Source organism: Halorubrum sp. SP3 (assembly GCF_005435195.1).
Taxonomy (GTDB): Archaea; Halobacteriota; Halobacteria; order Halobacteriales; family Haloferacaceae; genus Halorubrum; species Halorubrum sodomense.
Genome location: NZ_SGTU01000005.1, coordinates 182,989 through 208,812 on the forward strand (window position 1 = coordinate 182,989; position 25,824 = coordinate 208,812).

At 66.7% G+C, this 25,824-nt stretch carries 29 protein-coding genes and 1 tRNA gene; 9 read left to right on the forward strand and 21 right to left on the reverse strand.

The genetic code is table 11. From position 1 onward, the window contains the following. Positions 1-72: 72 nt before the first annotated feature. From EXE42_RS06010 to EXE42_RS06025, 4 genes are all read right to left on the reverse strand, one after another. A complete protein-coding gene (locus EXE42_RS06010) occupies positions 73-2,964 on the reverse strand; it encodes an exodeoxyribonuclease V subunit beta (protein WP_137706095.1) in 2,892 nt (963 codons plus the stop codon). Beyond that, positions 2,961-5,543 (reverse strand): PD-(D/E)XK nuclease family protein, encoded by a 2,583-nt coding sequence (locus tag EXE42_RS06015; RefSeq protein ID WP_137706096.1) that lies wholly within the window; start codon positions 5,541-5,543, stop codon positions 2,961-2,963. The genes EXE42_RS06010 and EXE42_RS06015 overlap by 4 nt, the downstream gene beginning before the upstream one ends. Before the next feature lie 46 nt (positions 5,544-5,589). Then, positions 5,590-6,831: a hypothetical protein gene (locus EXE42_RS06020; RefSeq protein ID WP_092922068.1), complete on the reverse strand. Its 1,242-nt coding sequence runs from the start codon at positions 6,829-6,831 to the stop codon at positions 5,590-5,592. A gap of 190 nt (positions 6,832-7,021) precedes the next feature. Continuing rightward, a tRNA-Arg gene (locus tag EXE42_RS06025) sits at positions 7,022-7,096 on the reverse strand. Between the two features lie 345 nt (positions 7,097-7,441). Between EXE42_RS06025 and EXE42_RS06030 the strand changes: the two genes are divergently transcribed. Then, positions 7,442-8,041: a recombinase RecA gene (locus EXE42_RS06030; RefSeq protein ID WP_092922065.1), complete on the forward strand. Its 600-nt coding sequence runs from the start codon at positions 7,442-7,444 to the stop codon at positions 8,039-8,041. Positions 8,042-8,123: 82 nt separating this feature from the next. After that, positions 8,124-8,546 (forward strand): CoA-binding protein, encoded by a 423-nt coding sequence (locus tag EXE42_RS06035; RefSeq protein WP_092922062.1) that lies wholly within the window; start codon positions 8,124-8,126, stop codon positions 8,544-8,546. Positions 8,547-8,594: 48 nt separating this feature from the next. Here EXE42_RS06035 and EXE42_RS06040 read toward each other — a convergent pair whose 3' ends face one another. Further along, the gene (locus EXE42_RS06040; RefSeq protein WP_092922059.1) at positions 8,595-9,575 is read right to left on the reverse strand and encodes a PLP-dependent cysteine synthase family protein; all 981 of its coding nucleotides are present in this window, start codon (positions 9,573-9,575) and stop codon (positions 8,595-8,597) included. A 187-nt stretch (positions 9,576-9,762) separates the two neighbouring features. Here EXE42_RS06040 and thrS point away from each other — a divergent pair, with 187 nt between their 5' ends. Further along, positions 9,763-11,739, forward strand: a complete 1,977-nt coding sequence (thrS, locus tag EXE42_RS06045; protein ID WP_174549005.1) for a threonine--tRNA ligase — start codon at positions 9,763-9,765, stop codon at positions 11,737-11,739. 42 nt (positions 11,740-11,781) lie between these two features. Here thrS and EXE42_RS06050 read toward each other — a convergent pair whose 3' ends face one another. After that, positions 11,782-13,302 (reverse strand): ATP-binding protein, encoded by a 1,521-nt coding sequence (locus EXE42_RS06050; protein WP_137706097.1) that lies wholly within the window; start codon positions 13,300-13,302, stop codon positions 11,782-11,784. 175 nt (positions 13,303-13,477) lie between these two features. On the opposite strand from EXE42_RS06050, the gene EXE42_RS06055 reads away from it, so the two are divergent. Further along, positions 13,478-14,650, forward strand: coding sequence for an alanine--glyoxylate aminotransferase family protein (locus EXE42_RS06055; RefSeq protein WP_092922050.1), 1,173 nt, complete (start codon positions 13,478-13,480; stop codon positions 14,648-14,650). A 155-nt stretch (positions 14,651-14,805) separates the two neighbouring features. On the opposite strand, the gene EXE42_RS06065 is transcribed toward EXE42_RS06055, so the two are convergent. From EXE42_RS06065 to EXE42_RS06095, 6 genes are all read right to left on the reverse strand, one after another. Beyond that, the gene (locus tag EXE42_RS06065; RefSeq protein ID WP_092922047.1) at positions 14,806-16,098 is read right to left on the reverse strand and encodes an MFS transporter; all 1,293 of its coding nucleotides are present in this window, start codon (positions 16,096-16,098) and stop codon (positions 14,806-14,808) included. A 274-nt stretch (positions 16,099-16,372) separates the two neighbouring features. Next, positions 16,373-17,110, reverse strand: coding sequence for an SDR family oxidoreductase (locus tag EXE42_RS06075; RefSeq protein WP_137706099.1), 738 nt, complete (start codon positions 17,108-17,110; stop codon positions 16,373-16,375). A gap of 77 nt (positions 17,111-17,187) precedes the next feature. Further along, a complete protein-coding gene (locus EXE42_RS06080; protein ID WP_092922041.1) occupies positions 17,188-17,574 on the reverse strand; it encodes a nuclear transport factor 2 family protein in 387 nt (128 codons plus the stop codon). A gap of 85 nt (positions 17,575-17,659) precedes the next feature. Then, the gene (locus EXE42_RS06085; protein ID WP_137706100.1) at positions 17,660-18,004 is read right to left on the reverse strand and encodes a hypothetical protein; all 345 of its coding nucleotides are present in this window, start codon (positions 18,002-18,004) and stop codon (positions 17,660-17,662) included. A gap of 248 nt (positions 18,005-18,252) precedes the next feature. Further along, a complete protein-coding gene (locus EXE42_RS06090) occupies positions 18,253-18,489 on the reverse strand; it encodes a hypothetical protein (protein ID WP_092922035.1) in 237 nt (78 codons plus the stop codon). Positions 18,490-18,535: 46 nt separating this feature from the next. Further along, positions 18,536-18,718, reverse strand: a complete 183-nt coding sequence (locus tag EXE42_RS06095) for a hypothetical protein (protein ID WP_092922033.1) — start codon at positions 18,716-18,718, stop codon at positions 18,536-18,538. A 257-nt stretch (positions 18,719-18,975) separates the two neighbouring features. On the opposite strand from EXE42_RS06095, the gene EXE42_RS06100 reads away from it, so the two are divergent. Next, the gene (locus tag EXE42_RS06100; RefSeq protein WP_137706101.1) at positions 18,976-19,914 is read left to right on the forward strand and encodes an SDR family NAD(P)-dependent oxidoreductase; all 939 of its coding nucleotides are present in this window, start codon (positions 18,976-18,978) and stop codon (positions 19,912-19,914) included. A gap of 37 nt (positions 19,915-19,951) precedes the next feature. Here the strand turns inward: EXE42_RS06100 and EXE42_RS06105 are convergent, their stop codons facing one another. After that, positions 19,952-20,170 (reverse strand): DUF2892 domain-containing protein, encoded by a 219-nt coding sequence (locus EXE42_RS06105; RefSeq protein WP_092922030.1) that lies wholly within the window; start codon positions 20,168-20,170, stop codon positions 19,952-19,954. A gap of 148 nt (positions 20,171-20,318) precedes the next feature. On the opposite strand from EXE42_RS06105, the gene EXE42_RS18510 reads away from it, so the two are divergent. Next, positions 20,319-20,459 (forward strand): hypothetical protein, encoded by a 141-nt coding sequence (locus tag EXE42_RS18510; RefSeq protein WP_158293497.1) that lies wholly within the window; start codon positions 20,319-20,321, stop codon positions 20,457-20,459. Positions 20,460-20,749: 290 nt separating this feature from the next. On the opposite strand, the gene EXE42_RS06110 is transcribed toward EXE42_RS18510, so the two are convergent. From EXE42_RS06110 to EXE42_RS06125, 6 genes are read right to left on the reverse strand one after another with little or no spacing between them, the layout of a single operon-like run. Beyond that, positions 20,750-21,811 carry a site-specific integrase gene (locus tag EXE42_RS06110; protein WP_137706112.1) on the reverse strand — a complete coding sequence of 354 codons (1,062 nt, stop codon included), beginning with the start codon at positions 21,809-21,811 and terminating at the stop codon, positions 20,750-20,752. A 26-nt stretch (positions 21,812-21,837) separates the two neighbouring features. After that, positions 21,838-21,966: a hypothetical protein gene (locus EXE42_RS20605; protein ID WP_255510179.1), complete on the reverse strand. Its 129-nt coding sequence runs from the start codon at positions 21,964-21,966 to the stop codon at positions 21,838-21,840. Continuing rightward, the gene (locus tag EXE42_RS18515; protein WP_158293696.1) at positions 21,963-22,127 is read right to left on the reverse strand and encodes a hypothetical protein; all 165 of its coding nucleotides are present in this window, start codon (positions 22,125-22,127) and stop codon (positions 21,963-21,965) included. Before EXE42_RS18515 ends, EXE42_RS20605 begins: the two co-directional genes overlap by 4 nt. Continuing rightward, positions 22,124-22,399 (reverse strand): hypothetical protein, encoded by a 276-nt coding sequence (locus EXE42_RS06115; RefSeq protein ID WP_137706102.1) that lies wholly within the window; start codon positions 22,397-22,399, stop codon positions 22,124-22,126. Before EXE42_RS06115 ends, EXE42_RS18515 begins: the two co-directional genes overlap by 4 nt. Then, on the reverse strand, positions 22,396-22,653 hold the full coding sequence (locus EXE42_RS06120) for a hypothetical protein (RefSeq protein ID WP_137706103.1): 258 nt from the start codon (positions 22,651-22,653) through the stop codon (positions 22,396-22,398). The genes EXE42_RS06115 and EXE42_RS06120 overlap by 4 nt, the downstream gene beginning before the upstream one ends. Continuing rightward, the gene (locus EXE42_RS06125) at positions 22,653-22,958 is read right to left on the reverse strand and encodes a helix-turn-helix transcriptional regulator (protein ID WP_137706104.1); all 306 of its coding nucleotides are present in this window, start codon (positions 22,956-22,958) and stop codon (positions 22,653-22,655) included. Before EXE42_RS06125 ends, EXE42_RS06120 begins: the two co-directional genes overlap by 1 nt. Positions 22,959-23,314: 356 nt before the next feature. Between EXE42_RS06125 and EXE42_RS06130 the strand changes: the two genes are divergently transcribed. The 3 genes from EXE42_RS06130 (at position 23,315) to EXE42_RS06140 (ending at position 24,708) form a co-directional block, all read left to right on the forward strand. Next, positions 23,315-23,644, forward strand: coding sequence for a helix-turn-helix transcriptional regulator (locus EXE42_RS06130; RefSeq protein ID WP_137694916.1), 330 nt, complete (start codon positions 23,315-23,317; stop codon positions 23,642-23,644). Beyond that, entirely contained in the window at positions 23,645-23,980 is a 336-nt protein-coding gene (locus tag EXE42_RS06135; protein ID WP_137706105.1) for a repressor phrH2, read from the forward strand. 77 nt (positions 23,981-24,057) lie between these two features. Beyond that, a complete protein-coding gene (locus tag EXE42_RS06140; RefSeq protein ID WP_137706106.1) occupies positions 24,058-24,708 on the forward strand; it encodes a hypothetical protein in 651 nt (216 codons plus the stop codon). Here the strand turns inward: EXE42_RS06140 and EXE42_RS06145 are convergent. Both EXE42_RS06145 and EXE42_RS06150 read right to left on the reverse strand, forming a co-directional pair. After that, the gene (locus tag EXE42_RS06145; protein ID WP_137706107.1) at positions 24,667-25,176 is read right to left on the reverse strand and encodes a hypothetical protein; all 510 of its coding nucleotides are present in this window, start codon (positions 25,174-25,176) and stop codon (positions 24,667-24,669) included. The two genes, EXE42_RS06140 and EXE42_RS06145, sit on opposite strands and share 42 nt — an antisense overlap. Beyond that, on the reverse strand, positions 25,176-25,824 hold a 649-nt coding region (locus EXE42_RS06150; RefSeq protein WP_206750715.1), incomplete at its 5' end, for a hypothetical protein. The genes EXE42_RS06150 and EXE42_RS06145, both read right to left, overlap by 1 nt.

A 25,824-nucleotide genomic window follows, 5' to 3' on the forward strand; every position in this document is an offset into this window, starting at 1 on the left:
GGCGGGCCGAGCGAAGCGAGCATACCTGATCTCCGGTTCGAGCCGGCAAAAATCCACCTCCGTCGGTCGGGGTCAGTCACCGCCCGACCCGGTCGCTCGCACGAGCGAGCGCAGCTCCTCGAGCGAGAGCGGTTCGATCCGCTCGCGCGTCCCGTCCGTCGTGTAGAACAGACTCGTCGAGACCTCCTTCCCCGCGAACCACTCGTCGAGGACGTGGTAGTAGACGCTGAGCTGCGTTTCGTACTCCGACTGGGCGCGCCGCGTCGAGTCCGTCTTGTAGTCGACGACTTCGATCCGATCCGGCGTCTCGTGGACGAGGTCCGCGATCCCCGAGACGGTGACCCGACGGTCGTCGACCTCGATCGGAAGCGTGACCGGTTCCTCGACGTAGGGCTCGCCCGACAGCCCGTCGACGAACTCGACGACCCGTCGCTCGTGGTCGTTCGACGGCGTCACGTCGTCGCCGAGCGCGTACGCCTCCGCGAAGTCGTGGACGCGCGAGCCGAACTCCGTCCCCCGCGTCTCCGGTTCGGATTCGTGATCTGGGCCGGCCTCCCGGCGCTCTCCGGCCGCCTCGAACACCGTCTCGTCCATCAGCGAGTGCGGCGTGTGGCCGACCGGCCCGTCCGGCGCCGTCACCGCGAACGGCAGCTCCGCGTCGGCGGGGTCGCCGCGGTCGACCGGCTCGACGCGCGGCTCGATCGCTTCGACCTCGACCGGGAGCCCGTCGAGGAACGCGTTCGGGTCCTCACCGGCCGCGAACACGACGTGGCTCTCCGCGCGCGTCACCGCGACGTACAGCAGGCGGCGCTCCTCGTCGTACTCGCGCGGCAGACAGCGCCTGATGACGTCGTGCCGCCAGTTGTCGTACACGTGCGGGTGAGCGCCCTCCTCCGAGTACAGCTTCCGCTGTCGGAGTCCCACCGGGTCCCGGTACTCGATGACGCTGGATCCGCCGGTCCGCGGCGGGAAGCGCCCCTCGTTCATGTTCGCCATGACGACGATCGGATACTCCAGTCCCTTCGCCGTGTGAATCGTTTGAACGGTCACCGCGTCGTCGCCCGCGGTCGCGCGGACGTCGACCGTGCTGCCGGTCTCGACGCCCCGCTCGATGAACCGGATCAGCTCGCCGCGCGTGACCGTCGTCGAGTCGTGGACCGACTGGATCGCATGGAGGAGGACGTCCGCGACGTCGCCCGTGAATCCGTACCGGTCGAGGACGCGGCGCGCCACCGCGCCGACCGACTCCAACTCGCGGAGCGAATCGCGGAACTCCGCCGTGTCGGTCGGGTACGACTCCGTCTCCAGCACGTGATCGATCTCGTCGAACGCGTACCCGACCCGCTCGAGCACCACGGCCCAGCCGCGGTCGGCGTCCGAGTCGAGGATCCGGAGCCACGCGAGCAGCAGCTTCGCCGGATCGGTCCGGAACAGCTCGATCCCGCCGTCGTACGCCATCGGGAACTCGTACTCGGCGGCGACGTCGAGCAGCTCTCGGCCGTAGTCCCGCGTGCGCGTGAACACCGCGATATCCCCGTGCTCCGGCGGGCGCGGCTCGCCGTCCTCGCCCTCGACCGCGTAGTCGTCGTTACCGACTATCTCCTGGACCTTCGAGAGGACGGCCTCGTATTCGTCCTCGTGGCGGATCCCCTCGACGACGGTGTTGTCGAAGGCGGCGTTCGCGGAGAGTTCGACGACGCCGTCGAGGGGGGCCTCGACCGTCTCGCCGCTCGACGCCGGCGTCGCGATCGCCCGCTCGGAGAGGTCGATGATCGACTCCGTCGACCGGTAGTTCTCGCGCAGTTCGATCCGGGTCGGATCGGCCGTCTCGAACGGGACTCGGTCGGCGTCGTCGTTGAGGTCCGCGGCGAACCGCTCCAGCCGCGCTTCGAACTCCAAGATGTTGTCAACGTCCGCGTACTGGAACGAGTAGATGCTCTGCTTCCAGTCGCCGACCGCACAGAAGTTGTCCGTCCCGGACAACAGCAGCGCGAGCTTGAACTGGACCTCGCTCGTGTCCTGGAACTCGTCGACCATGACGTACTCGAACGCCGCCGCCTCGCGGGCGCGCTCGTCCTCGCAGAGGAGGACGAACGCGAACAGCTGGAGGAAGCTGAAGGATAGGTAGTTGCGACGCAGCGCGAACCGCAGGTACTCGACGTAGACGTCGTGGACGAACGCCTTGAGCCCGTCGCGCTCCTCGTAGAAGACCTGCCGCGCCACGTCGTCGTCGAGCCGCTTCGTCCCACGGCCGCCCCGGAGCGTCGACTTCGACGGCGCGTCCGCGCGGTACGCCTTGTCCCGACCGAACCGACTCAGGTCCTCGCGCAGCTTCGACTGTTTCCGGCCGTCGTTCCGGGGTTGATTCGCCTCGTCGAACCGCGCTTCGAACGCCTCGAACTCCCCGTCGAGGTGGGACTCGCCGTCCCGGTACCACCCGTCCGTCGTCGGGAAGATCCCCTTCGACGCGAGCTCCTCGATCAGGTCGAGCAGCTCGCCGGGGGCGGAGAGCGCCCGATAGAAGTCGGCGTGTTCCGGGTGGTCGTCGCGGAAGCCGCCGAGGAACTCGCGGAACCGCTCGCCTTCGATCAGGTCGTCCTCGACGATCCGCGTCGAGCCCGTGATCCGCTCGTCGAGGCCGAGGTGCGTCGGGGCGGCGTGCCCGTGTTCTCGAAGGATCTCGTGGCAGTGCGAGTGGAACGTCCGGATGGGCGCGTCGGCCAGCTCCCGCAGCCCGTACGCGCTGTGGTCGACGATCCGCTCTTTCATCTCCGTCGCTGCGCTCCGCGTGAACGTCGCCAGGAGTACGTCCGCCGGTTCGACGTCGGGGCGGTCGACGATCGTCCCGTAGCGACGGGTGATCGCGAACGTCTTCCCCGTGCCCGGGCCGGCGTCGACGAGGTACGAGCCCTCCGTGCGCTCGATGAGCTCCCGCTGGGCGTCGTTCGGCGTCGGCCCGCTCATCGGTCGCCCTCTAACAGCAGGTCGCGGTTGTCCACGCGCCGGTAGTTCGGCTCGCCCGCGAGCCCGTCGACCGGGAACCGCTCCTCGCCCGCCCGCCGGGCGTTGAGCTCGTCGAGGCGCTCGTCGACGAACGACTCGAACGCGTCCAGGTCCTCGCGGAAGAGCGCCCGCTTGCGGACCCCGTTGAGCTCCCGGACCGCCTGGTCCGCGCCCTTCTCGGCGTCGACCTCCGCGGACGTCGCCGCGTCGACGGCGGCCGTGAACTCGGCCGCGAACTCGGAGGCGCGCAGGTCGTCTCGGTCCGTCGTCTCGGGGAACGTCAGCGACGCCGCGATCTCCCGGTAGGCGGCGTAGCCGAGGTCCTCGAACGTCTCTCGGCAGTCGTTGTACCCGTCGAGCAGCGTCTCGTAGGCCTCCCGGGAGCCGACGTACTCGTCGAAGGAGTTCGGGTGGTAGGTGACGGTCGTGAGCGCGTCGTCGAGGTCGGCGTCGCCCGCGACGGCGTCGGCCATCGGTTCGAGGAAGTGGAAGAACGTGAACTCCAGCCGCTCGTCCGGACGGACCGTCCGGTAGTAGGTCAGGTACAGCGCGGCCTGGAAGTCGGGCGCGTCCGCCGGCGGGTCGAGCGCCGCGCTCTTGACGACCTGCGTCTGTCGCTTCTTGCGCCCGCTCTTATAATCGAGCAGGTCGGTCGGCGACCGCACGAGGTCGATCTTCCCCTTCACGCCGAGGGCGTCGTCCTCGAACCAGCGCTCGGTGAGCGGGGAATCGATGGGCTCGTCGAAGTAGTCGGCGAAGAAGTTGGTCCCCCACCCCGACGCCGGCGTGAGGAAGTCGTCGGACGCCGGCCCCTCCTCGTCGAGGTACTCCGTTATCAGGTCCAGACCGATGCGGTACGTCCGGCGGCGGAGCGGCTCGTCGGCCGCCGAGAAGAACGCCTCGGCTTCCGCGATCATGGCGTCAACGAGGTCGTCGGCGTCGGCCGCCGCGACGACGTCGGGGTGGTTCACGTAGAACTCAGCGAAGTCGTGGAAGAGGGTCCCCTCGACGAACCGCTCCCGGTCGGGGGTTTCGAGGAGCCGCCCGAAGCAGTAGTCTCGAGGGCTGTTGACGTAGCTGTTGAGCGTCGACTGGCTGACCGTCTCGACGGTCTCGGCGTCGACCCCCGTCGACTCGCGCTCGAACCTCGCGCCCGTCGACCGCGGACGCCGCCGGTGTTCGACCGAGTCGAGGTCGCTGAACCGCTCGAATTCCTCGTCGAGGAGGTCGCCGAGATACAGGCAGGGGGTGATCGGCTCCCCGCCGGCCGCGTCCTGGACGAGGTAGTACTGCCGGTCGCCGCTCTGGAGCAGGCGCTGGAAGCTCCCGACGTAGCGGTCGAACTGCGCCTCGGCGTCCACCCACGGCCGCTGGGGGGCCGAGTGCGTCCACTCCTCGCCCATGCCGAGGTGGAAGACGACGGGACGGTCGACGTACGCGGAGGACTTCGCGTCGGCGAGGAGGACGCCCTCGTTGTCCCTGTCGACCGGGACCTCGTACGTCTGGAGGTAGTAGGCGAGGCGGTCGACGGCGCCGTCCGTCACGGGGTCGTCGGCGAGCCCCAGCCGTTCTAACTCCTCGTCGAAGCGCGTCAGTTCGGCGTCGGCCTCGGACGCGTACGCGTCGAGCGCCTCGGCGAACGTCCGGTCCTCGACGCCGTCGCGGAACGCGCGCAGCCACGCCACGCCCGGTCCGTCGACCGCCTCTAGGCGCCGCTCGCGGTCGGCGATCGGCGCGTCGATCCCCAGCTGCGAGAGGACCGGGGCGGCGTCGCCGACGGTCGTCTCTGATCCCCGGAAACAGAGCCGGAGGAGCCGGACGAACGCCCGGTGGTGCGGGTCGTCGGCGAACCCCGGGCCGCCGTAGAAGGGGACGTCCGCCGCCTCGAACGCGGACTCGACGAGCGAGGAGTACTTCCCGCCGCCGTCGAGGACGACGGCGACGTGCTCGGCGTTGCGCGCCGAGACCGTGTCGAGGAGCGCGGCGACGACGTCGGTCGCCGACTCGAAGACGTGGAAGGGCGGGTAGTCGAACGCCTCGTCGGTGAAGGGGTCGACGCGGTCGAACTCCTCCGGGAGGACGCTCCGCTCCAGTTCGGTCAGCTGATCGTGGCCGACGACGGCGACGGACCGATCCCCGTCGACCGTGTACTCGCTGAGGCGCTTCGACGTCGTGCGGAGGCTCCGCATCACCTCCACGACCTCGCGGGTCGCGTCGTCGACGTAGGCGTCGTACTCCAAGATCGCGCCGAGGCGGCCCGTGTGTTCCCAACACTGGAGGACGTTCCCGACGGCGTACGCGACCGCCTTCCAGTCGTGGTCCGTCTCGGTGACCAGCTCGAGGAACGCGCGGCGGTCCTCCGCCTGTTCGCGCCGGCCGGCTGCGAGGCGGCGCGGCGTGGTCGCGAACGTTCCGAAGTGGGGGCGGTCGAGGCGGCGGTTTATCGCGCTCGCCAGCGCGGCGTCGGGAGTCACGACGAGGTCGTAGTCGGCGACCTCCGCGTAGAGTGACTCCGCGGGTTTCGCTCTCCGAATAGGCACGACTACCGCGACCCGGACGAGTCACAAAAAGATAGCGGGGACGACATCAGACCAACTCGCGTAACGCCCACACGTCGCTTGCCGGGTCCAGATTCGACGGTTCCGCGCCCCGTGAAGTGAGGATTCCGGCGTGATACAGCACGGCTTTCAGCTGGAACACGGTGGGTGAGTGGTAGACCTTCCCGTCGGTGAGGGGCTCGCGCTGTAGCTCCCCGTCGGCGTTCAGGACGCGGCTCCGGACGTCGTCGTCCCCGCGGACGAACAGTTCGACCGTGAACGACGGGTGTAGCGCGTGGAGGTACTCGACGACGTCCGGGAGACTCGGCTCGCCGATCCCGTCCTCGTGTATGTGCTGGAGCTCCTCGACGAGGAGCTGCGTCGCCGGATAGTCGTAGACGACGCGTCTGGTGAGCATGCCCCACTTCGGCGCCAGGTCGCAGAAGCGCTCCCGAGAGCGCTTCCAGTCGTCGAACGCTCGCAGTGCGTCCGCGACCGACCCGTACTCCCGCAGCGCGAACCGGACGACCTCCCGGCCGAGGGGAGTCAGTCGAGTCGGGGCGGGTCGGTCGTCGATGAGGTTCAGAAAGGCCGCCCCGGTTCTGGCGTCGTCGGTGGCGCGCACGACGTGCTCCGCGAGGATCTCTTCCGTGTCCCGGTCGTGGGAGACGGCGAGCGGATACGCGAGGTAGTTCTTCGGGTGGTTGAGGCCGAACGACTTGCCGGCGACGCCCTGGGCACCGGCCTGGAATCGGATGGCCGTCGTCTCCGTCGTCGTTCGGTTCCCGACGACGCGCGGGGTCTCGACCGGATCGACGGTGCCGTCGGGAGTGACGCCGAGGATACCGACGTTCAACTCACGAGCGAGCGTCCGGGCGGACTGGGAGACGGCGTTCGCCGGCGCGGCAACGTACGCGGCGTTCGCTTCGTGGAGCCGGTCGTACGCCTGGACGATTCCGCGCTCGACGTCGGCGTCGCTCCGATTCGTGTGGCCCTTCGCTTCGACGACCATCAGCGGTGGGTCGTCGCCGAGGCGGTCCACGGCCAGTAACTCGTCGCTCAGCAGCCGCACACCGACGAGATCCGGGTATCCAGAGCCGACGCGGACGTGGTTGAAGGGCGCCAGCTCGTCCGTGACATTCGGATCGACGGACTCGTTGGCGAGCCACTGGTCGGAGGAGAACTGGGTATCGACGACTGCGTACCCGTCGTCGGCGTCGTCGGGGAACAGGCGGCGCTTCGCGTGCGCCAACACACGCGGTTCCGAGAGCGGTGACGCCGCGCTTGCCATGAGGCTACGATGTCATCACCGGCTCAAGAAGGTGGGGGTAACGGTGCGGCCCGGAGAAAACGAGCAGTCAGCCACGTGGCAATCAGCACTCGGAGTACGACCTCCTACGATCGAGCCGCAGAGCTCGCCGCGGTCTCGTTCAGAACATTCGGGCCGGATGTAGCCCCTCGCTCCGTCCGTCGAGGAATCATGGGCGCTACAGGATTTGAACCCGTGGCAACTTGGTCCGAAGCCAAGCACTCTGTCCAAACTGAGCTAAGCGCCCTCGGTTCCCGTTACTCCTAAGCGGGTGTTAAGTCCCGCGATTCGAAATCCCCGCCCCGCAGTCCGTCGGTTCCGCGCCGGCGACGACGATCGATCGATTCGAGGACGTGACACGTCCACGTGACACGTCCCCGCGATCCGGCGGCGTGCGGTCTCGGGTCGGCGCCCGAATCCGGCGGCTGATCGGGCCCACCGCCGCGCCGAGGCGCGCCGTCGCCTCGCAAGGGCCGATCAAAAAGAATATTATTCGGAGCGGGCATGTTTCGGTAGTAGATGAGTTCTGGTCGTACGGCCTTCCAGCCGAACGAGTGGTTCGCGCCGGTGTCGTCGCCTTCGAGGTGCGTCCATGTATGAGCTGACGCCACACTTCGACGCCGAGGTCGAACCCGGGACCAACATTCTGTTGACCGGGCCGCCGCTCAGCGGGAAGCGATCGATCATGATGGACACGCTCGCCGCGGGGACGGACCGCGACGAGGGCGCCATCGTCGTCACCACGAAGGACGGCGCCGACCGGGTGCTCCGCGACTACGAGAAGCGGACGCCATACGAGGGGAAACCCGTCGCGGTCGTCGACTGCGTCACCCGCCAGCAGGGCGGCGACGCGCGCGAGTCTGACCGGATCAAGTACGCCTCCTCCCCGGTGGACATGACGGGGATCGGGATCAAGCTCTCCGAGTTCCTCCAGGCGTTCGGGGACCGCGGTATCGAGCGGAACCGCGTGATGGTCCACTCGCTGTCGACGCTGCTGATGTACGCCGACCTCCAGACCGTGTTCCGGTTCCTCCACGTGTTCACCGGCCGGGTCCAGAGCGTCGACGGCCTCGGGCTGTTCAGCATCGACTCGACGGCCCACGAGGACCAGGCGATGAACACGCTCAAACAGCTGTTCGACGGGATCGTCACCGTCCACGAGGACGCGGAGCCCGAGATCCGTCTCCCCTGATCGCGGTCAGTGAAACCCCTCCACCTCCTCGCCGCGACGATCGGGGGATCCGTTTAATCGCCTCGCGATCGAAGCGGGAACCATGCCAATCACCGACGACGCGGGGCTCGACCGACTGCTCGACGCCGAGACGATAGCGGTCGTCGGCTGTTCGACGACCCCCGGAAAGGCCGCGCACGACGTGCCGGCCTACCTCCAGAAGCGGGGTTACCGGGTGATTCCGGTGAACCCGTTCGCCGACGAGATCCTCGGTGAACCGGCGTACGACGCGATCGGCGACGTCGAAGGCCCGATCGACCTCGTGGACGTGTTCCGGCCGAGCGACGAGGTCCCGGAGATACTCGACGCCGTCCGCGAGCGGCACGCGGCGCGCGGCGACGCTGGTGCGGCCTGGCTCCAACTGGGAATCAGCCACGACGAGGCGGCCGCGGCCGCCGAGGCCGACGGGATCGACGTGGTCCAGGACCGCTGTATCAAGGTCGAACACGGTCGGCTACGCGGATAGCGCCGATCGGGTTGAGGCCGGCGCCGCCGCGGGCGATCGGCGCGCCGCCTACCCTTCCCACTCCTCGAAGCTCCGGTAGACGCCCTTCGAGAGGTAGCGCTCGGAGGAGTCGGGGAAGACGGTGACGACGGCGTCGTGCGGAGCGTCGATCTCGCCGTCGCGCACGTCGCGGGCGACCCGCTTCGCCGCGATGGCGTTCGCGGCCGACGAGGAGGCGACGAGGTGGCCCTCCTCGGCCGCGAGCCGCCCCATCTCCTCGTGGACGTCGCGGTCGTCGATCGCCGCGATCTCGTGGACGAGGTCGGGATCGAACAGCTCGTTCCGCTCGACGTCGTGCGTGCCGATCCCCTCGGTCTTGTACGCCTCGTGCTCGACGTCTTCGCCGAGGAACTCGCGGTACGCCGAGCCGGCGGGCTCGACCGCGACGACGTGGGTGTCCGGGTCCTGCTCGCGGAAGTAGCGGGCCATCCCCATCAGCGTCCCGGCGGTGCCGCAGCCGGCGACGACCGCGCCCACCTCGCCGTCGAGCGCCTCGTCGATCTCGGGCGCCGTCGTCTCGTAGTGCGCCTCGGCGTTGAGCGGGTTCGAGAACTGCTGGGGGACGACCGCGTCGTCGAGCTCCTCGGCGATCCCGTGCGCGCGGTCGATCGCGAGCCCCATCCCGTCCTCGCTCGGCGTGTTCACGACCTCCGCGCCGAGCGCGCGCATGAGCTGCTGTTTCTCGACCGAGAAGCGCTCGGGGACGACGAAGATCGCGTTCAGCCCCAGCTGCTCGGCCGCGACGGCGATCCCGATCCCGGTGTTGCCCGCGGTCGGCTCGACCACGGTGCCGCCCTCGCCGACGTCGCCGCGCTCCAGCATGCGTTCGAGCATGTACTTCCCGATCCGGTCTTTGATGCTCGCGCCGGGGTTGAACGACTCCAGCTTGGCGTACACCGGCACCGCGTCCGGCGCGTCGTGGACGGCGACGAGCGGCGTCTCCCCGATCGTCTCCGACACCGACGACAGGGGCTCCCGATGATCGGTCATAGGCCGGCAAACGTTGCCGCCGGATTTGTGTGTTGCCATCGCTCCGTCCGGATCCGGGGATCCGAAGCGGCGGCGCGGCTTGCCGGGAAGTGGGATCGCGCGGACGATCGCGGCGGACCGCCGCGACCGTCGCGAACCGCCGCGACTGTCCGACCGTGTGACTCCGCGCCGCGGATCGAACACACTTATGCCGGTCGTCCGGCTGCGACACTGTATGAGCGAGACCGATGCGGAGGCCGAGGTGACGGTCGTCCTGCCGGACGGATCAGCGCTGACCGTTCCGGCGGGGTCGACAGTCGAGGACGTCGCCTTCGAGATCGGCCCCGGGCTCGGTCGCGACACCGTCGCGGGGAAGATCGACGGCGAACTCGTCGAGAAGCACGCCGAGGTCGGCGACGGGGACCGGATCGAGATCGTCACCGACCAGTCGGACGAGTACCTCACGGTGTTGCGTCACTCCGCGGCCCACGTGTTCGCGCAGGCGCTCCAGCGGCTCCACCCCGAGGCGACGCTGACGATCGGCCCGCCGACCGACGACGGCTTCTACTACGACGTCACGGACGTCGACGTCGACGAGGACGACCTGGCCGCCATCGAGGACGAGATGGCGGCGATCATCGCGGCCGACTACGACATCGAGCGCGAGGTCCGGTCGCGCGAGGAGGCGAAAGAGATCTACGCCGACAACGAGTACAAACGCCAGATCCTCGACGAGGAGGCCGACGGCGAGGAGGTCACCTTCTACGTCCAAGACGGCTGGGAGGACCTCTGTCAGGGCCCGCACGTCGAGTCGACCGGCGAGATCGGCGCCGCGACCCTGCTGGAGGTGTCGGCCGCCTACTGGCGCGGCGACGAGGAGAACGAGGCGCTGACGCGGGTGTACGGCACCGCCTTCGCGAGCGAGTCCGACCTCGAGGAGTACCTCGAACTGCGCGAGCAGGCCCAGGAGCGCGACCACCGAAAGATCGGCCAGGAGATGAACCTCTTTTCGATCCCCACCGTGACCGGGCCGGGCCTCCCGCTGTACCACCCGCCGGGGAAGACCGTGCTGCGCGAGCTGTCGGAGTTCGCGAACGAGCTCAACCGCGAGAACGGCTACGAGGAGGTCGAGACCCCGCACGTGTTCCGGACGGAGCTGTGGAAGCGGTCGGGCCACTACGAGAACTACGAGGACGACATGTTCCTCCTCGATGTCAACGACGAGGAGTACGGGCTGAAGCCGATGAACTGCCCGGGCCACGCGACGATCTTCGACCAGCAGTCGTGGTCGTACCGCGACCTCCCGCAGCGCTACTTCGAGAACGGGAAGGTGTACCGGAAAGAGCAGCGCGGCGAGCTCTCCGGCCTGTCGCGCGTCTGGTCGTTCACCATCGACGACGGCCACCTGTTCGTCCGTCCCGACCAGATCCGGCAAGAGATCGAGTCGGTGATCGAGATGATATTCGAGGTCGTCGAGACGCTCGACTTAGAGGTCGAGGTCGCCCTCGCGACCCGTCCCGACAAGTCCGTCGGCGGCGACGAGATCTGGGAGTCCGCCGAGGAGCAGCTCCGCGACGTGCTCGAGTCGGGCGGCTACGACTACGACGTCGAGCCCGGCGACGGCGCCTTCTACGGCCCGAAGATCGACTTCGGCTTCGAGGACGCGCTGGGCCGCGTCTGGGACGGGCCCACCGTCCAACTGGACTTCAACATGCCCGACCGGTTCGACCTCACCTACACGGGCGAGGACAACGAGGACCACCAGCCCGTGATGATCCACCGGGCGCTGTACGGCAGCTACGAGCGCTTCTTCATGGTCCTCATCGAGCACTTCGACGGCAACTTCCCGCTGTGGCTCGCGCCGGAGCAGGTCCGGATCCTCCCCGTCTCCGACGAGACGCTCGGCTACGCCCACCGCGTGAAAAACGAGCTCGAAGACGCGGGCTTCCGCGTCGAGGTCGAGGACCGCGACTGGACCGTCGGCCGGAAGATCCGCGCGGGCCACGACGACCGCCTCCCGTACATGGTGATCGTGGGGGACGACGAGCAGGAGGCGGGCACGGTCTCGGTGCGCGACCGCTTCGAGAACCAGCGCGGCGACGTGGACCTCGACGAGTTCGTCGACCACCTCGTCGAGGAACGCGACGAGAAGCGGACGGAACCGGACTTCGTCGACGCCGAGTGAACTCCCGCGTCGCGACCGGGTCGCTGGTGACGCGGGGCGGGGTCAGGCCGACTCGACGCCGGTGATCTCGAACCGGGCGCCGCCCTCCTCCGACTCGACCGCGCGCACGTCCCAGCCGTGCGCCTCGGCGATCTCCGCGACGATGTTCAGGCCGAACCCCGTTCCGTCCGTCGCCGTCGTGAACCCGGTCTCGAACACCCGCTCGCGGTCGTCTTCGGGGATTCCCGGTCCGTCGTCACTCACGTAGAACCCGTCGCCGTCGGCGAGCGGCCCGACGGTGACGGTCACGTCGTCGCCGCCGTGTTCGACGGCGTTTCGGAACAGGTTCTCCAACAGCTGTCGGAGCCGCGCCTCGTCGGCCAGAACCTCGAGTTCCTCGACGGTCGCCCCGAGCGTGCCGCCTCGCTTGTCGGCCGTCTCCCAGGCGGCGGTCGCGAGGGCGACGAGGTCGACCGGCTCCGGGTCGTCGACGGCGTTCCCCTCGCGCGCCAGCGCGAGCAGGTCCTCGATGAGCGTCTCCATCCGCGAGAGCGACCGCCGGATCGGCTCGACGTGCTCGCTGTCGGACTCCTCCGCGAGGAGGTCGACCCGGCCCCTCGCGGCCGTGATCGGGTTCCGGAGGTCGTGGCTCACGACGCTCACGAACTCGTCGAGCCGGTCGCGCTCGCGTTCGAGCCGCTCGGCCGCGCGCTGCCGCTCCAGTTCGTAGCTCACCCAGCGCGTCAGCAGCTCGACGAACGTCCGCTGGGTGTCCGTGAACGGCTCGCCCCGCGGGGTCGTGGCGGCGAAACAGAGCGTCCCGTACCGATCGCCGTCGACCTCGACCTTCCCGCCGATGTACGTCTTGAGCCCGAAGTTCTCGTGAGCGGGGTCCCCTGCCCACCCCTCTTCGGTCGCGTTGACCACCGTCAACAGCGTGTCGCGCTCGATGGTCCGCTTACAGTACGCCTCGTCGAGCGGGCAGGTCTCGCCCGGCTGTAACAGGGGGTGTTCGGCGTGCGACACCTCCACGTGTTGCGTCGCGTCTTCGATCCGAGTGAGAAAGCCGTTCGGCACGTCGAGGTACTCGCAGCCGAGCGCCAGGATGGCCTCGACCTTCTGCTCGAACGTGCGGTCGTGGTCGGACGAGACCGCGTAGAGCCGTTGGATGGCGCGGAGACTCTCCTCCTGCCGCTGCTCCAGCTCGCGGCGGTCGGTGACGTCGCGGAGATAGACGGAGAGGCCGCTGTCGGACGGGAAGACGCGCGCCTCGAACCAGGTGTCTAACGGCTCGTAGTACGAGTCGAACGAGACGGGCTCCTGGGTCGTCATGGCCCGGTGGTACTCGTCGTGGAACTCCGTGTCGGCGGATCCGGGGATCGAGTCCCAGAGGTGGCACCCCTCGACCGATCCCGTCGGGCCGACCGCGTCGTCGCTCATCGCGGCTCGGAGGATCCGACGCCCTTCCTCGTTCGCGTACGTGACCGTCCAGCCCGAGTCGAGGGCGAAAAACCCGTCTGCCATCCGATCGAGGACCGTTTGGAGGTCCTGATCGGAGGTCGATCCACGCGCCGGGTCGGACATGCGAGCGGGTACGCGGCGCGGCGGTTTAGGTGCCCTGGATTCGCGGAGGGGAACCGGCTCGCAGACGGCGCTCCCTGCCGACGCGCGACGGGCCTCGCTCGACGAGCGGGGCCGTTTCGCGCCGAACGTCCCCGGTTCCGTCGGACTTTTCACGCCGCTCGTCCCGATCCGACGTATGTCGAACGCCCGCACCGAACGCGACGCCGACGAGCGAGCGCCCGAGGTCGGGGAGCTGACGCCGCCGGACCGCACGCTGATGGGCCCCGGTCCGAGCGACGTCCACCCGCGCGTCCTGAAGGCGATGAGCACGCCGCTGGTCGGCCACCTCGACCCCTCGTTCGTCGAGATCATGGACGAGGTCCAGGAGCTGCTGCGGTACACCTTCCGGACGGACAACCGGTGGACGATCCCGGTCTCGGGGACCGGGTCGGCGTCGATGGAGGCCGCCATCGGCAACCTGGTCGAGCCGGGCGACACGATGCTCGTCCCGACGAACGGCTACTTCGGCGGGCGGATGAAGTCGATGGCCGAGCGCGCGGGCGGCGAGGTCGTCGAGGTGTCGGCGCCGTGGGGCGACCCCCTCGACCCCGTCGACGTCGAGCGCGCGTTCGACGCGCACCAGCCGGACGTGTTCGGGTTCGTCCACGCGGAGACGTCGACGGGCGTCCTCCAGCCGAACGTCCCCGAGCTGACCGACATCGCGCACGACCACGACGCGTTCGTGATAGCCGACTGCGTCACCTCGCTCGGCGGCGTCGAGATGCGCGTCGACGAGTGGGACGTCGACGTGGCCTACTCCGGTCCGCAGAAGTGCCTCTCGTGTCCGCCCGGCGCGAGCCCGCTCACCCTCAACGACCGCGCGATGGACAAGGTGCTGGACCGCGAGGAGCGCCCTCGGTCGTGGTACCTCGACCTCTCGCTGCTCGAGGGGTACTGGGGCGACGACCGCTCGTACCACCACACCGCGCCGATCACGAACGTGTACGCGCTCCGCGAGGCGCTCCGCCTCGTCGCCGAGGAGGGGATCGAGTCGCGATGGGCCCGCCACAGATCGGTCGCCGGTGACCTGAAGGCTGGTCTTCAGAACCTGGGCCTCGAGATGAACGCCCCCGACGAGTACTGGCTCCCGAGCCTGAACGCGGTACAGGTACCTGACGGCGTCGACGACGGGGCCGTCATCGACGGCCTCCTCGACGAGTACGACCTGGAGATCGCCTCGGGCCTCGGCGACCTGGAGGGCGACATCTGGCGGATCGGCTGTATGGGCTACTCCGCCCGGCCGAAGAACGTCGAGTACGTCCTCGCCGCGCTGGAGGACGCGCTCGCGGCGCAGGGGCACGAGGCCTGAAGCGGGGGCGAGGGCGCACCGGGATCGCCACCCCGGCGAGCGAACGGGACCGCTCCGTCAAGGCGACGGCGAGGAGACGCGCGACCCTCCGATCGAGGCGTTCCACTTCGTCGGAGGTGAACAGTTGCGGTGCTCTGGTCGAGTCGCGAGGCGTCCTACCACGCCGTCAGCGCAGCGCGCCCGTGTTCGTTGGCGAGGATCGCGAGGAACGTGAGGACGCCGGTGATCGCGAACGCGCCGCCGACGTAGAAGACGGAGCCCATGCTCACCTCGACCATCAGCCAGCCGGCGATGAGGGGGCCGGCCACGGATCCGGGGCGCCACACCAGTTCGCGGATGCCGAAGCTGGATGCGACGCTGCCGTCGTCGGTCCCCTCGTCCGCGAACAGCGCCATGCTCGCCGGCTCGCGGAAGGAGTCGGCGACGCCGAGCAGCCCCGAGAAGGCGACCAGCGGGAGGTACGCGGGCGGCAACTCACCGAGGATCGGGAGCGTCACGCCGGCGCCGACCGCGGTTCCGATGGCGGCCGAAAACGGGATCCCCATCGCGATCGCCCCGTAAGCGCCGCCGCCGGCGAAGACGAACAGCGACCGCCCGTAGGCGTCCGAGAGCCGGCCGGTGAACAGCTGCCCGACCATGTTCGTCGCCTTCTCGGCGGTGACGGTGACGCCGATGGCGATACCGGTGACGCCGAGGCCGCCGGCGGCCATCTCCGTGCTGACGTAGATCGGAACCCACGTCCGAACCATCGTCACGGCGAAGGCGTACTGGGCGCGGAAGCCCGTCATCGTGAGGATCCGGCGGCTGACGGCGAGATCCGAGAACGGGAACCCCTCGATGCGCGTGTCATCCTCGTCGAGGACGGCCCAGGTGACACTCCACGCCGCGACCATCAGCACCGTGATGATCGTGAAAATCGGACCGAAACCGACCGCGTCGTAGATCCCCCCGGCCGACAGCGAGCCGACGATGGAGGCCGCGAAGGAGGCGGCGTTCGCCTTCCCGATCTTTTCGGCGCGGGAGCCCACGTCGGCGATCTGTCCGACCAGCGACAGCGTCATCAGCCCCGCGCCGGTGACCGCGAACCCCTGAAGGGCGCGGACGAGGATGAACGAACCGGAGGAGTCGACGAGCGGGAACAGCGCGTACACGCCGGCGCCGACCGCCAGCACGGCCAGGAGGACGGTGCGCTTGTCGTATCGGTCGCCGGCCCACGCCAGCGGAACGACCGCGACCGTCTGCGCGAGCGTGAATCCCGTGGTGTACATCCCGATGACGAACCCGGCCGAGACGGTGACGCCCAGCACCGTCGTCGCCTGCGGGTCGAGCGTGTTGATGTACGTCCCCAACAGGGTGATGAGCGTAATGAACCCGAATCCCTCCGCGAATCGGGTGAGATAGAGCGCCCAGAACTGCGAGCGACTCGCCCCGTCGGTCGCGTTGCTCACACCGGATCGCCGCCCACCGCCTCAAAAGGGGTTACGATTCGAAACCCTTCGGGCGTCGAGAGACCGAGGAACCGCCGTCGCATTTATTATCGCCTCGGAGAGACGCGCTCGTGCGGGCGAATCAGCCTGCGATCGCTGTCCCGAGTGCGACCTCGCCGACTCCCGTGCCGACGATATCTGTCCGGAGTGCGGGGCGCGAATCGGCGGCCACGACGCCTCGACCGACCGCTGAACCGACGCCTCGACCGACCCCGGTGCCCTCGCACCGCCTCGCTCACATCGTGTCGGCGTACTTGTCCCGCCGGTAGAGGTCGATCTCCTGTGCCGACGAGCCGGGCCGCGACGCGGCGAAGGCGATGGCCTCGGCGACCTCCTCGGGTTCGGTGGCGCTGCCCGGCTCGAACCGCTCCTCGAACGCCTCGCCGTCCTCGCTGCCGAACTCGGTCCGGACCTCCGAGGGGTTGACGACCGAGACCGCCACGCCGTCGTCGCCGGCCTGCGCCGCGACGCTGTGGGCGAATCCGCGGATCCACCACTTGGTGGCGGCGTACACCGGGTTGAACGGTCGGGGGAACTCCCCGGCGAAGCTGCCGACCGCGACGAGCGTCCCCCCGCTCTCCTTGAGGTGCGGGAGCGCCTCGCGCGTGAGGAAGAACGCCCCGTCGACGTTCGTCTCCTGCATCGCGAAGTACTCCTCGTCGGTCATCGACGCCACGTCGCTCCCGCGGGCGAGCCCCGCGTTGACGACGGCGACATCGAGGCCGCCGAACGACTCGACCGCGGTCTCGACCGCCGCCGCCGAGGTGGCCGTCTCGCGCACGTCGCCGTCGGCGACGACCGCCTCGACGCCGTATTCCGAGCGCACGTCCTCCGCGACCGACTCCAGCGCCTCGCGCCGCCGCGCGACGAGGACGAGGTTCGCCCCGCGCTCCGCGAGCGCGTGCGCCGTCGCTTCGCCGATTCCAGAGCTCGCTCCGGTTATCACCGCCGCCGCCTCGTCGAGGTCCGTCATGGACGCTCGATCGGCAGCGGGGGTGATAAAATATCACCGTCGCGCGCTCCCGCACAGAGCGGTCCGCAGTCCCGCAGTTAGAACTCGTCGGCGGTGCTCACGTGGAGGCCGACGAAGCGCCACCCCTCGTCCCGTCGGGCGAGCGTCCCGCTCCACCGAGTGTCGAACTCGCGGCGTCGCCCCGTCTCCGCGTCCGTCCACGCCATCGCGACCGCGTCGCTGAACCACGCGTGGTCGCCGCGCTCCGTGACGCGGAGGTCGCGGCTGGTCACGCGCCAGTCCGTCGTGGTCTCGGTCTGCGTCCGGAGTCCCTCGCGGATCCGGTCGCTCCCGATGAGCCGTTCCGAGACGCCGAACTTGACGTACGGGTCGTCGCCGTCGCGCTCGTCGGCGACGTACGGCGCAAGCGGGTCGCCCGCACGGAGCGCGTCGTAGTACGAGCGGACGGTCTCGCGTGCGTTCATACGGGACGCCACGCGCTGTGCGGAGAAGTGTTCGGGGGTCGCGGGCGGTCCGCGCCCTCGGATCCCGCCGACCGCGACCGCGACGCTAGCCGTCGCCCCGAGAGGTCAGTTCCCGTGACCGGTCCGCGCCGAGGCCGCGGAAGACGTGTGCGAGTTCGTAGTCGGCGGCCGCGACGACCGCGTCGAGGTCGTCGTATCGGTCCGTCCCGACGCCGCGACAGCCGACCGTCTTGTCCACTCTGACGGTCCCGTCACCGAGCACGTCCGGGCGGACGGTCAGCTTCGCCGCGGTACAAGGGCTCTCACCGCTCGGGAGCCGATACTCGACCGTGCCCGTCATGTCGGCGCTGCGCGTCCACTCTCCCGGCGCCGGCGGGAGTCGATCCCGGAGTACGTCCGGGTCCGCCGCCTCCGCGGTCTCTAACTCCATATTTACCGGTAGGCTAGGGTGTCTTTAGACGTTGCGCCGGGGCGGCGTCGAGTCGACCCGAACTCCCGGCTGCCAGCACGTCGGGCATGACGGCGAGTCAGCGGACCGACAGCGCGACGCCCCGGCGGGTCGGACTGGCGGCGCCCCAGAGGCCTTATCGATCGCCGTCTCACGGGACGACATCGGTCGCGTCACAGGATGCGTCGGTCGTCCGCGCTACGTTTCGAACGCGGTCGCGCGGCGTCGGCCTACGCGTCCAGCTCGTCGAGCTTCTGGCGGATCTCTTCGAGCTTGAAGTACGACGCGACCGCGAGGATGGTCGTGGGCCAGAGCCCGACGAACTGTCCGCGCTGTTTGTCTCCGCGGACGTAGTAGAAGTACAGGGCGAGCGCGACGGAGCCGATCGACGCGATCACGGCGGTTCCCAGTCCGTTCGCGTCGATATCGTCTACGACCTCGGTCGGAACGTCGTCTGAATCAACCATATATTCAGGTGGTTCTATAACCGTAAAGAGGTTTCCCCGGACCGGCTCAGCCGTTCGGACTCGACCCCTCCTGAGTCGGCCCTTCCGACGCGCTCCCCGGGTCGGAGTCGCGTTCCCGCGGCCCGGTCCGTCGGGTCTTCTTCCAAGTCGAGTAGACCTCCGCGAACGCCAAGGCGCTGAGCAGCACCCCGGCGCAGATCATCATCGTGTCCGCGTCGATGGACGCCATGTGTTACCGTACATCCTCGACAGGTAAATGCTCCACCGGCGATGCGCGTGGCTGACGCCCGGTCGGCGACGAGCCGCCGCCGACCGGTGCGCGGCCGCCGACAGAGGGAGAGGGCACGGCGGAGCTCCCGCTGCCGGTGGCAATCAGCTCCTTCCCCTCAGGCCTCTTCACCAGCTACTTCGCGAAGTGAGGCGAGGAGAGAGACGCGCTCGATCGATCGTGGTCGCGCTCAAGTGCTTCCGGAACAAAATGACCGCATGACCGGTGACCCGGAGCGCATCGCGGGCGTCGAAGATGTTGACTGTACGGGCCGGCAGGCATTCGTGACCGGCTCGACGAGCGGGATCGGTCGTACCGCGGCGCTCGCCTTGGGACGGCTCGGCACCGACGTGATCGTCCACGGCCGCGACCGAGAGGCGGGGCGAGCGGTCGTTGACGAGCTCGCCGCGGCGGGCGCTGACGGGCGGTTCGTCCGGGCCGACTTCGCCGACCTCGGTTCCGTGCGCGAACTGGCCGCGACCGTGCGCGACGGGACCGACGGTCTCGACGTCCTGATCAACAACGCCGGCGGGTTCTTCCGCGACGGGAGGACGACCGAGCTCGGCGTCGAGTACACCTTTCACGTGAACCACCTCGCGCCGTACCTGTTGACCGCCGAGCTTCTCGACCACCTGCGCCCCGATGCCCGGGTCGTCACCACGGCATCGGCCGCGCACCGGGGGACGGTGCTGGACCTCACGCGGGTCCGGGCGGTCGATGGCTACTCCGCCACGTGGGCGTACGGCCACGCCAAGCTCGCGAACGTCCTGTTCGCGAGGGAGCTCGCCGCCCGGCTCGCCGCGGCCGGCCGAGACGTCACCTCCAACAGCGTCCATCCGGGTGCGATCCCGGGCAGCGGGTTCAGCCGGTTCCTCCCGGGACCGGTACCGCGTCTCCTGGGCACGCTCGACCGGCTCCCGTTCGTGACCAGCGTCGCGGAGGGGGCCGCCGAGCTCCTCCTCCCGGCGCTGTCGCCGGAGACGGCGGACGTCTCGGGGCGGTACTTCGCCGACCGGCGCCCGGCGACGCCGTCGCGAGCCGCCCGCGACGAGACCGCGGTGCGCCGGCTCTGGGAGGTGAGCGCCGAGCTGCTCGGCGTCGGGCTCCCGCTGGCAGCGGCGGAGCCCGGCCAAGACGCGTCGCAGAGGGCTCCCTGACGAGTTCGAGGTGCCCCCCACGCTCTGGTCCCCCGTCTCAGTCCATCGGACAGCGGTCGATGCCGAGGGCGCGGTACAGCAGGCACCGCCGCGTGGCGCCCTCAACGACGAGCACGGCGCCGGCAACGGCGAGCCCGACGGCGGAGACGACGGGCACGCTGACGTCCGTCGTCGCGACGAGGACGGCGAGAAGCGCGACGGCGACGCCGCCGCCGATCCGGGCCATCGCGTCGATCCGGCCGACGTTTCGTTTCACATCGGATCGTCGGTGCCGCGCCGGCAAAAGCGTTGAGCCGGACGCCCGGGTCGGCGCCGGTGCCGACCGCCAGAACCCGACCGCGAGCGCCGCGTCCCGGGCGCGACCGAGAGTTTAATCGTCCGGAATTCGTATGTTGTGTCGTACCATGTGCCACGGATACCACGCAGACGAATGGTCCGGAGACGACGAGGAAGCGGAGTCCGAAGAGGTCGTCGAGCACCCGTCGCTCTCCGAACCGGAAGAGGCCACCGACGTGGAGATCCTGACTGACGGCGGCGACGAGTGACCGGCCGCAGGCGGTGCGGTTCAGACCGCGGTCGGTCCGGCGCAGGCGAGACGCGGTCCGCCCGACGGGTCGCGTCGCTCACCATTTCGAAGAAGCGGGCCGGGCGCGATCGTGAACTACGAAAAAACGATCGCTCGCTTCGCTCGCGCTGCGACTTCTCTACTTCAAATCGCTTCCGTCCGGTTCCCTCACCGCATCGCTGTCGCTCTGCGGTTCAGTGTACGGGCCGGGCGCGATTGGATATACTGCGCCCTTCGTCCCCCTCACTGCCTGTACTTTCGGTCTGTGTCTCACTTGTCGTCATCATGATTACTCCAGTCTGAGTCGAGTCGCTCGACGTACTCGCGGCGCTTCCCGAGCCGATCTCGGTAGCGCTGCCACCGCTCTTCGTCCGATGCCCAGTCGTAGTGATCCTCGATCGTCGAGACCGTCGCGTTCACCCGCTCCGCGACGACCTCCGGCGGGATCCCGATGTTCAACTGCCAGGTGATCGACCCCGTCCGTATCGGATGCGGCGACCGCGACGACGGGCACTTGCTCGCCTTGTGGTAGTCGGTCCACTCGCAGGTCTCCTTCTCTTTACCGTGCGGACACGCCCCGTGGAGACAGGGCAGCGTCGCGTTGTAGCTCCACGTCCGGACCGTCGCCTCCGCAGGCCGCCCTTCTCGCGTCGAGAGCAGCGGCTGCCGGCCTTCGTCGTCGTGCGTGTCCATCCGATAGTCTCGGACGTACTCGCTGATGACGCGGGCCGTCTCGTCGGGTATCCCGACGGGGCGCTCTCCCCGGACGCCGTTCTTCAGTCGCGGGCCGGTCGACTCGCGGTTGTGGAACTCGATCCAGCTCTGCTCGTCGCTGTCGAGCCGGTAGTTGACATCGCGGAGGTCGAGCGAGCGGAGGCCGGACTGCCGGGCGCCGGTGTACCACGCGAGCTCGAGGAACGCGTGGTTCCGCTTCGCTCGGTCCCGGTCGGAGTTGCGGAAGTACTCGATCAGCGCCAACGCCGGCTCGGCATCGAGAGCCTCTTGGCTGGCGCGCTCGTCGCGGTCGAGTTCCGGGATCCGCACCGACTCGTGAAGCCCGCGTTCGACCGCGTCGATCTGCTCTAAGTACTTCACGAACATCCGGAGCGTCCACATCTCGCCCTCCAGCGTCACCGGCGCGACCTCGCCGGCGCGGATCTCGTAGTACTCGTCGAAGTCGAGCCCACGGAGCTCGCCGACGCGCTTCAGGTCGATCCCGTAGCACCACTCGCGGAACAGCTTGAGGCGGTACTTCCACGCCTCGACGCTCGAATCGGTTGAGTCCGACCGGCGGCGGCGGAGATACCGCTGGATGGCCCGCCGGATGAACATCTCCGACGGCTCCTGACGCTCTCGGCTCACGGTCCCCGAGTCACGCTGACGAACGCCCGGCCGCAGTACCACCCGCAGTCCGGGCACGTCGCCCCGTTGACGAACCGGTTGACCGCGCGGCCGCACTGCTCGCAGGTCCACAGCTTCCCGGTCACGGCGAGACCACCTCGCCGCGGCGGAAGCACTCCGGTCGGATCCCGGCCTGGTCGCGGGCCATGTCGACCGCGGCCTCGTCGGTGCCGGTGACGCCGATGTCGACCGCCTCGGTGACCACGCGGGTCTCCGCGTGGAGTTCGACCTCGACGCGGCGGGTCACTGGTCGACCTCTGGCGCGTCGGGATCGGCGAGATCCTCGTAGTCGAGGGCACTGAGCTCGTCGACGACCCAGTCGGCGTCGCCGGGAAGCGAGCGCGCGAGGCGGTGGACGTCGTAGTCGGCGACGACGGCGCCCGGCGTCATGACCGCGTAGAGCAGCTGGGGCGAGCGGTAGCCCGCCGGCTCCAGTTCGGGCGTCGCCTCGGGATCGAGGCGATCCACGCCGACCGTGTAGGCGGTCGCCTCGCCGTCCGCGATGCGCGTGAACCTCACAGTTCACCCCACGGCTCGTCTTCGCCTTCGGACTCGGCGTCGAGCAGCTCCTCGATGTCGGCGGCTCCATCATCTTCCTCCAGCGAGGCAGCGAGTACGCGGAGCGCCTCCGCGGGCGTCTCACCCGAACACGGGAGTTCAAGCCCGGGAGCGTCGACTTTCCAGTTCGTCTCGATGTCGTTCTCGAAGTCCTCCCCCCGAGTCTGGTAACTCTCCAGAGTCAGGTTCGTGACCCTGTCGTCGAACCCGGGCATCAGGCGTCACCTCCGGCCTCCCACGCCCGGCGCGCTTCGAGCGCGCGGCGGGCCGCCTCGGTCAGGCTGTACTCGTTGGTGCGCCTGTCGCGCGCCTGCTTGGCGACGAGGTCGCACTCAACGAGTTTATCGAGGTTCTGGTAGAGGCGGCTGTGGTTGATCTCTTCGCCGTAGTAGTCGGCGAGATCAGTCTTCAGCGCGAGCCCCTTCCTGGCGTTGTCGTGGGAGAGCGCCCAGAGCAGGTCGCGTTGGAACGCGGTGAGGTCCGCGAGCGCACCGCGGTCCGTGGCGCACTCCGCGCTCATGAGCCGTCCTCCGCGCAGTCGCGACAGACAGCGACGCCGCGCTGGGCGTCGAAGCCGTCAGCCGGCGCTGGGCAGAACGCGCAGCCGCCGTCGGTTTCGCTCGATTCTCCGCTCGTCACGCAGGGCTTAAGCCCCGCAGTTGCCATCGTCAGCATGGTTCTGTGGTTTCAGCACAGAACCCGACCCGGCCGGGTGTTCCAGCACCGCGGTCGGGATTCCTACAATTTCTCACTAGCCGAGGGTTCGTCACTCGGGCTCCGTGGTTGCTCAGAAACACCCTTGTAACTTCAAAGTAACGGTGGTGCTTTGGTGAGATATACGACCGTAATATAGACCTTGATACAAGAAAGAGACATATGAGATATGCGGGAAATTGGATGACTGCGGTTGATGACCGTATTCTAGAGTATCTATCTGAACACGAATCCGGATCACCTGCGAAAATGAAGCGGGAAGGTCCAATTCGATATTCTCGCCAGCAGGTCCACCGTCGGTGTAAGAAATTGACTGAAAATGGCCTTGTTAAACACTTAGGAAACGGTGTCTACATCATTACTGACGACGGTGAGGCGTACCTCGACGGTCGGCTCGACACCGAGAATTGGACTTACATCGACGACGACAGCGAGACCGTTGAAGCGCAGGACCCGACGAACGGCGAGGCCTCGAATGGAGGCACGACCTGAATGCGCGATTCTGTCCCATGGATGGGCGGTCTCGATGAGCGGATTCTAGAGCGGCTCGCTGATGGAGGCGATGCGGATGCGTGGGAGATCGCGTTCGATATTCGTGGACGGATCAGTAAGAATCGCGTGAGTGACCGGTGCGAAGTGCTGGCGGATGCCGAGCTCGTGGAGCAATACGAGCGCGAGATCGTTGATGGTCGCTTTGAGGTCAAATGGTCGATCACAACATGGGGAGAATTATTCTTGAGCGAAGATGTCGACCCGAGTCTCGATGTGCCCGTGCCGAACCCGCGACCGCCGCATGCGACGCGACCGGACTGGTGGGCAGGATTCTGAGATATATTTTAGAACAATATCATAAACCCGGCAGACGAAGTTAAGATTAATTTACTGGGTTGTGTTTGTATGTTTCAATGACAGACTTAGCTCAATTCAGTGTCACCCCCATTATAGAAGATCCCCACTTGGACCGTGGAGAGGATTTGTATCTTAGTATATATTTCTCTGGAAATGGAGAAATAGAGCATAATAAACTTCATATTCAGTTCCCATTTGGTGATGTATTCAAACAGGGAGGGAGTGAATTTGTTGAAACGGTGATAGATAACGGAGATCTCAACGTGAATAGTGAAAGTTCGTCAGATGTTGGATACTCCATTGGACTGAGTGACTCTCTCTTCGAATATGATATGTCGTCTGATTCATCGGAAGAATTTGGGAGAATCGGTGGTGAAAAAAATCATGGGCATAACCCACCACTGTTAGTTAGGCTAGAAACAAAGAACGATGCTAGACCTGGAAATTATACAATTCCGATTACTTTCACATACCAAGATACAGAAGGGAATATTGGGCAGGATTATAAGGAGGCGTCTTTCCATGTAAACTCTTGGCAGGAGGAAAACGGTACAAAATTAAAACTAATCGCCGTTATTGGAGCTACAGTTACTGTGTTATCATTCATTGGGGGACCGATACTGGATGGGCTAATGTGGCTTTATCAATTGATCGAGTTTGCTATATCATTCTACGGCGGCATTCTTGACCAATTCCACTTCTTCTAGCACCTCCTGTGCCCTAACATCCGATATCGTGAGTAAATACCGATCTCTTGGTAGGTATTCCGTGTTAGCCCTAATTTCTAAGATTCCACCATCCGAGAGGGCTTCGTTGGTACGTAGATTTAGTACTCTTGAACCAGTGTCAAATGTTGAATGTTTGGTACCCCTAACACCTGAATATAGAGGTCCTTCCGATTCGAAATAGATTGGTAAATCCCCACAGGCATTTGGAACGACAAATGTAATCTTTGCGCGGCCTACCAGTCCACTCTCTTCAGAATATATACGGACTAAATCCCTGTTAGAACTGTCTTCATCAGATTCGTCTTCTTCTCCATCTATCAGGGGATCTATCCCAATACTAATTCCGTTTCCAAATCCACCATTTCCAGAGCCATCATTGCCCTCTCCCCAGGAGCCACCGTCAGTAATAGCTGGTGTCTTTATCGAGATCGATTCGACAGGTGCCATTATTTATTAATAACCTCTCTTTCAAATATCTGGGTGATGAATTCTGTATCATCATTGATTTCACCTTTTTCTCCCTGGTTCTGTATGTTAAGGGAGTCATCGGCGTATGTAACCAATATATTCTGTTTATTTCTTTCAAATACGATGTCTGCTCTCTCTACAATATATTCACCCGCTATGTCTGCGAGATTAAGATCGTCAATCTCGCTATGCGAACGTATCTCTCCGTTATACAGAACCTCGACTTCCAACACCTCATCAGCTTCTTTTATGAAATTCCAGATAGCTTGTCTAGTGGGAAACAGACCGGGGTAGATGTCGACATTTTCAGGTAGAATTTTCCCCAGTTTTTGTATGATCTCTCCACTGGATGGCGTATCCGACTCTGTACTCACTAGTATGATGTCGGATCCACTTCGATAGGAAAGTTCTCCGGAGTATTCCCTCTTCACAGACTCATCAAAGGGATTCGTTGTTTCGTATTTGAATTGAGCTTTGAGAATTTGCTGATCGCTATATGGATATTCTTCGAACAGCGGGACAACATCAGTTACCTCGACCGAGGTAATAACGAGTTGTCCGTTCGACAAGCCCGGTAGGGATGACTCCCACTGAGAAAGATCCGAGCTAGCTTTACGGACACTGACC

Excerpts from the sequence above, each read along its gene's own strand:
- EXE42_RS06140 (WP_137706106.1), top strand. The coding sequence starts at position 24,058 with ATGACAGACTTAGCTCAATTCAGTGTCACCCCCATTATAGAAGATCCC.
- EXE42_RS06095 (WP_092922033.1), bottom strand. The coding sequence starts at position 18,718 with ATGGCGTCCATCGACGCGGACACGATGATGATCTGCGCCGGGGTGCTG.
- EXE42_RS06055 (WP_092922050.1), top strand. The coding sequence starts at position 13,478 with ATGTCGAACGCCCGCACCGAACGCGACGCCGACGAGCGAGCGCCCGAG.
- EXE42_RS06050 (WP_137706097.1), bottom strand. The coding sequence starts at position 13,302 with ATGTCCGACCCGGCGCGTGGATCGACCTCCGATCAGGACCTCCAAACG.
- EXE42_RS06040 (WP_092922059.1), bottom strand. The coding sequence starts at position 9,575 with ATGACCGATCATCGGGAGCCCCTGTCGTCGGTGTCGGAGACGATCGGG.
- EXE42_RS06075 (WP_137706099.1), bottom strand. The coding sequence starts at position 17,110 with ATGACGGACCTCGACGAGGCGGCGGCGGTGATAACCGGAGCGAGCTCT.
- EXE42_RS06030 (WP_092922065.1), top strand. The coding sequence starts at position 7,442 with ATGTATGAGCTGACGCCACACTTCGACGCCGAGGTCGAACCCGGGACC.
- EXE42_RS06090 (WP_092922035.1), bottom strand. The coding sequence starts at position 18,489 with ATGGTTGATTCAGACGACGTTCCGACCGAGGTCGTAGACGATATCGAC.
- EXE42_RS06125 (WP_137706104.1), bottom strand. The coding sequence starts at position 22,958 with ATGAGCGCGGAGTGCGCCACGGACCGCGGTGCGCTCGCGGACCTCACC.
- EXE42_RS06135 (WP_137706105.1), top strand. The coding sequence starts at position 23,645 with ATGCGCGATTCTGTCCCATGGATGGGCGGTCTCGATGAGCGGATTCTA.
- thrS (WP_174549005.1), top strand. The coding sequence starts at position 9,763 with ATGCCGGTCGTCCGGCTGCGACACTGTATGAGCGAGACCGATGCGGAG.
- EXE42_RS06035 (WP_092922062.1), top strand. The coding sequence starts at position 8,124 with ATGCCAATCACCGACGACGCGGGGCTCGACCGACTGCTCGACGCCGAG.
- EXE42_RS06085 (WP_137706100.1), bottom strand. The coding sequence starts at position 18,004 with ATGGAGTTAGAGACCGCGGAGGCGGCGGACCCGGACGTACTCCGGGAT.
- EXE42_RS06110 (WP_137706112.1), bottom strand. The coding sequence starts at position 21,811 with ATGTTCATCCGGCGGGCCATCCAGCGGTATCTCCGCCGCCGCCGGTCG.
- EXE42_RS06130 (WP_137694916.1), top strand. The coding sequence starts at position 23,315 with ATGAGATATGCGGGAAATTGGATGACTGCGGTTGATGACCGTATTCTA.
- EXE42_RS06145 (WP_137706107.1), bottom strand. The coding sequence starts at position 25,176 with ATGGCACCTGTCGAATCGATCTCGATAAAGACACCAGCTATTACTGAC.
- EXE42_RS06010 (WP_137706095.1), bottom strand. The coding sequence starts at position 2,964 with ATGAGCGGGCCGACGCCGAACGACGCCCAGCGGGAGCTCATCGAGCGC.
- EXE42_RS06020 (WP_092922068.1), bottom strand. The coding sequence starts at position 6,831 with ATGGCAAGCGCGGCGTCACCGCTCTCGGAACCGCGTGTGTTGGCGCAC.
- EXE42_RS06100 (WP_137706101.1), top strand. The coding sequence starts at position 18,976 with ATGACCGGTGACCCGGAGCGCATCGCGGGCGTCGAAGATGTTGACTGT.
- EXE42_RS18510 (WP_158293497.1), top strand. The coding sequence starts at position 20,319 with ATGTGCCACGGATACCACGCAGACGAATGGTCCGGAGACGACGAGGAA.
- EXE42_RS06120 (WP_137706103.1), bottom strand. The coding sequence starts at position 22,653 with ATGCCCGGGTTCGACGACAGGGTCACGAACCTGACTCTGGAGAGTTAC.
- EXE42_RS06080 (WP_092922041.1), bottom strand. The coding sequence starts at position 17,574 with ATGAACGCACGCGAGACCGTCCGCTCGTACTACGACGCGCTCCGTGCG.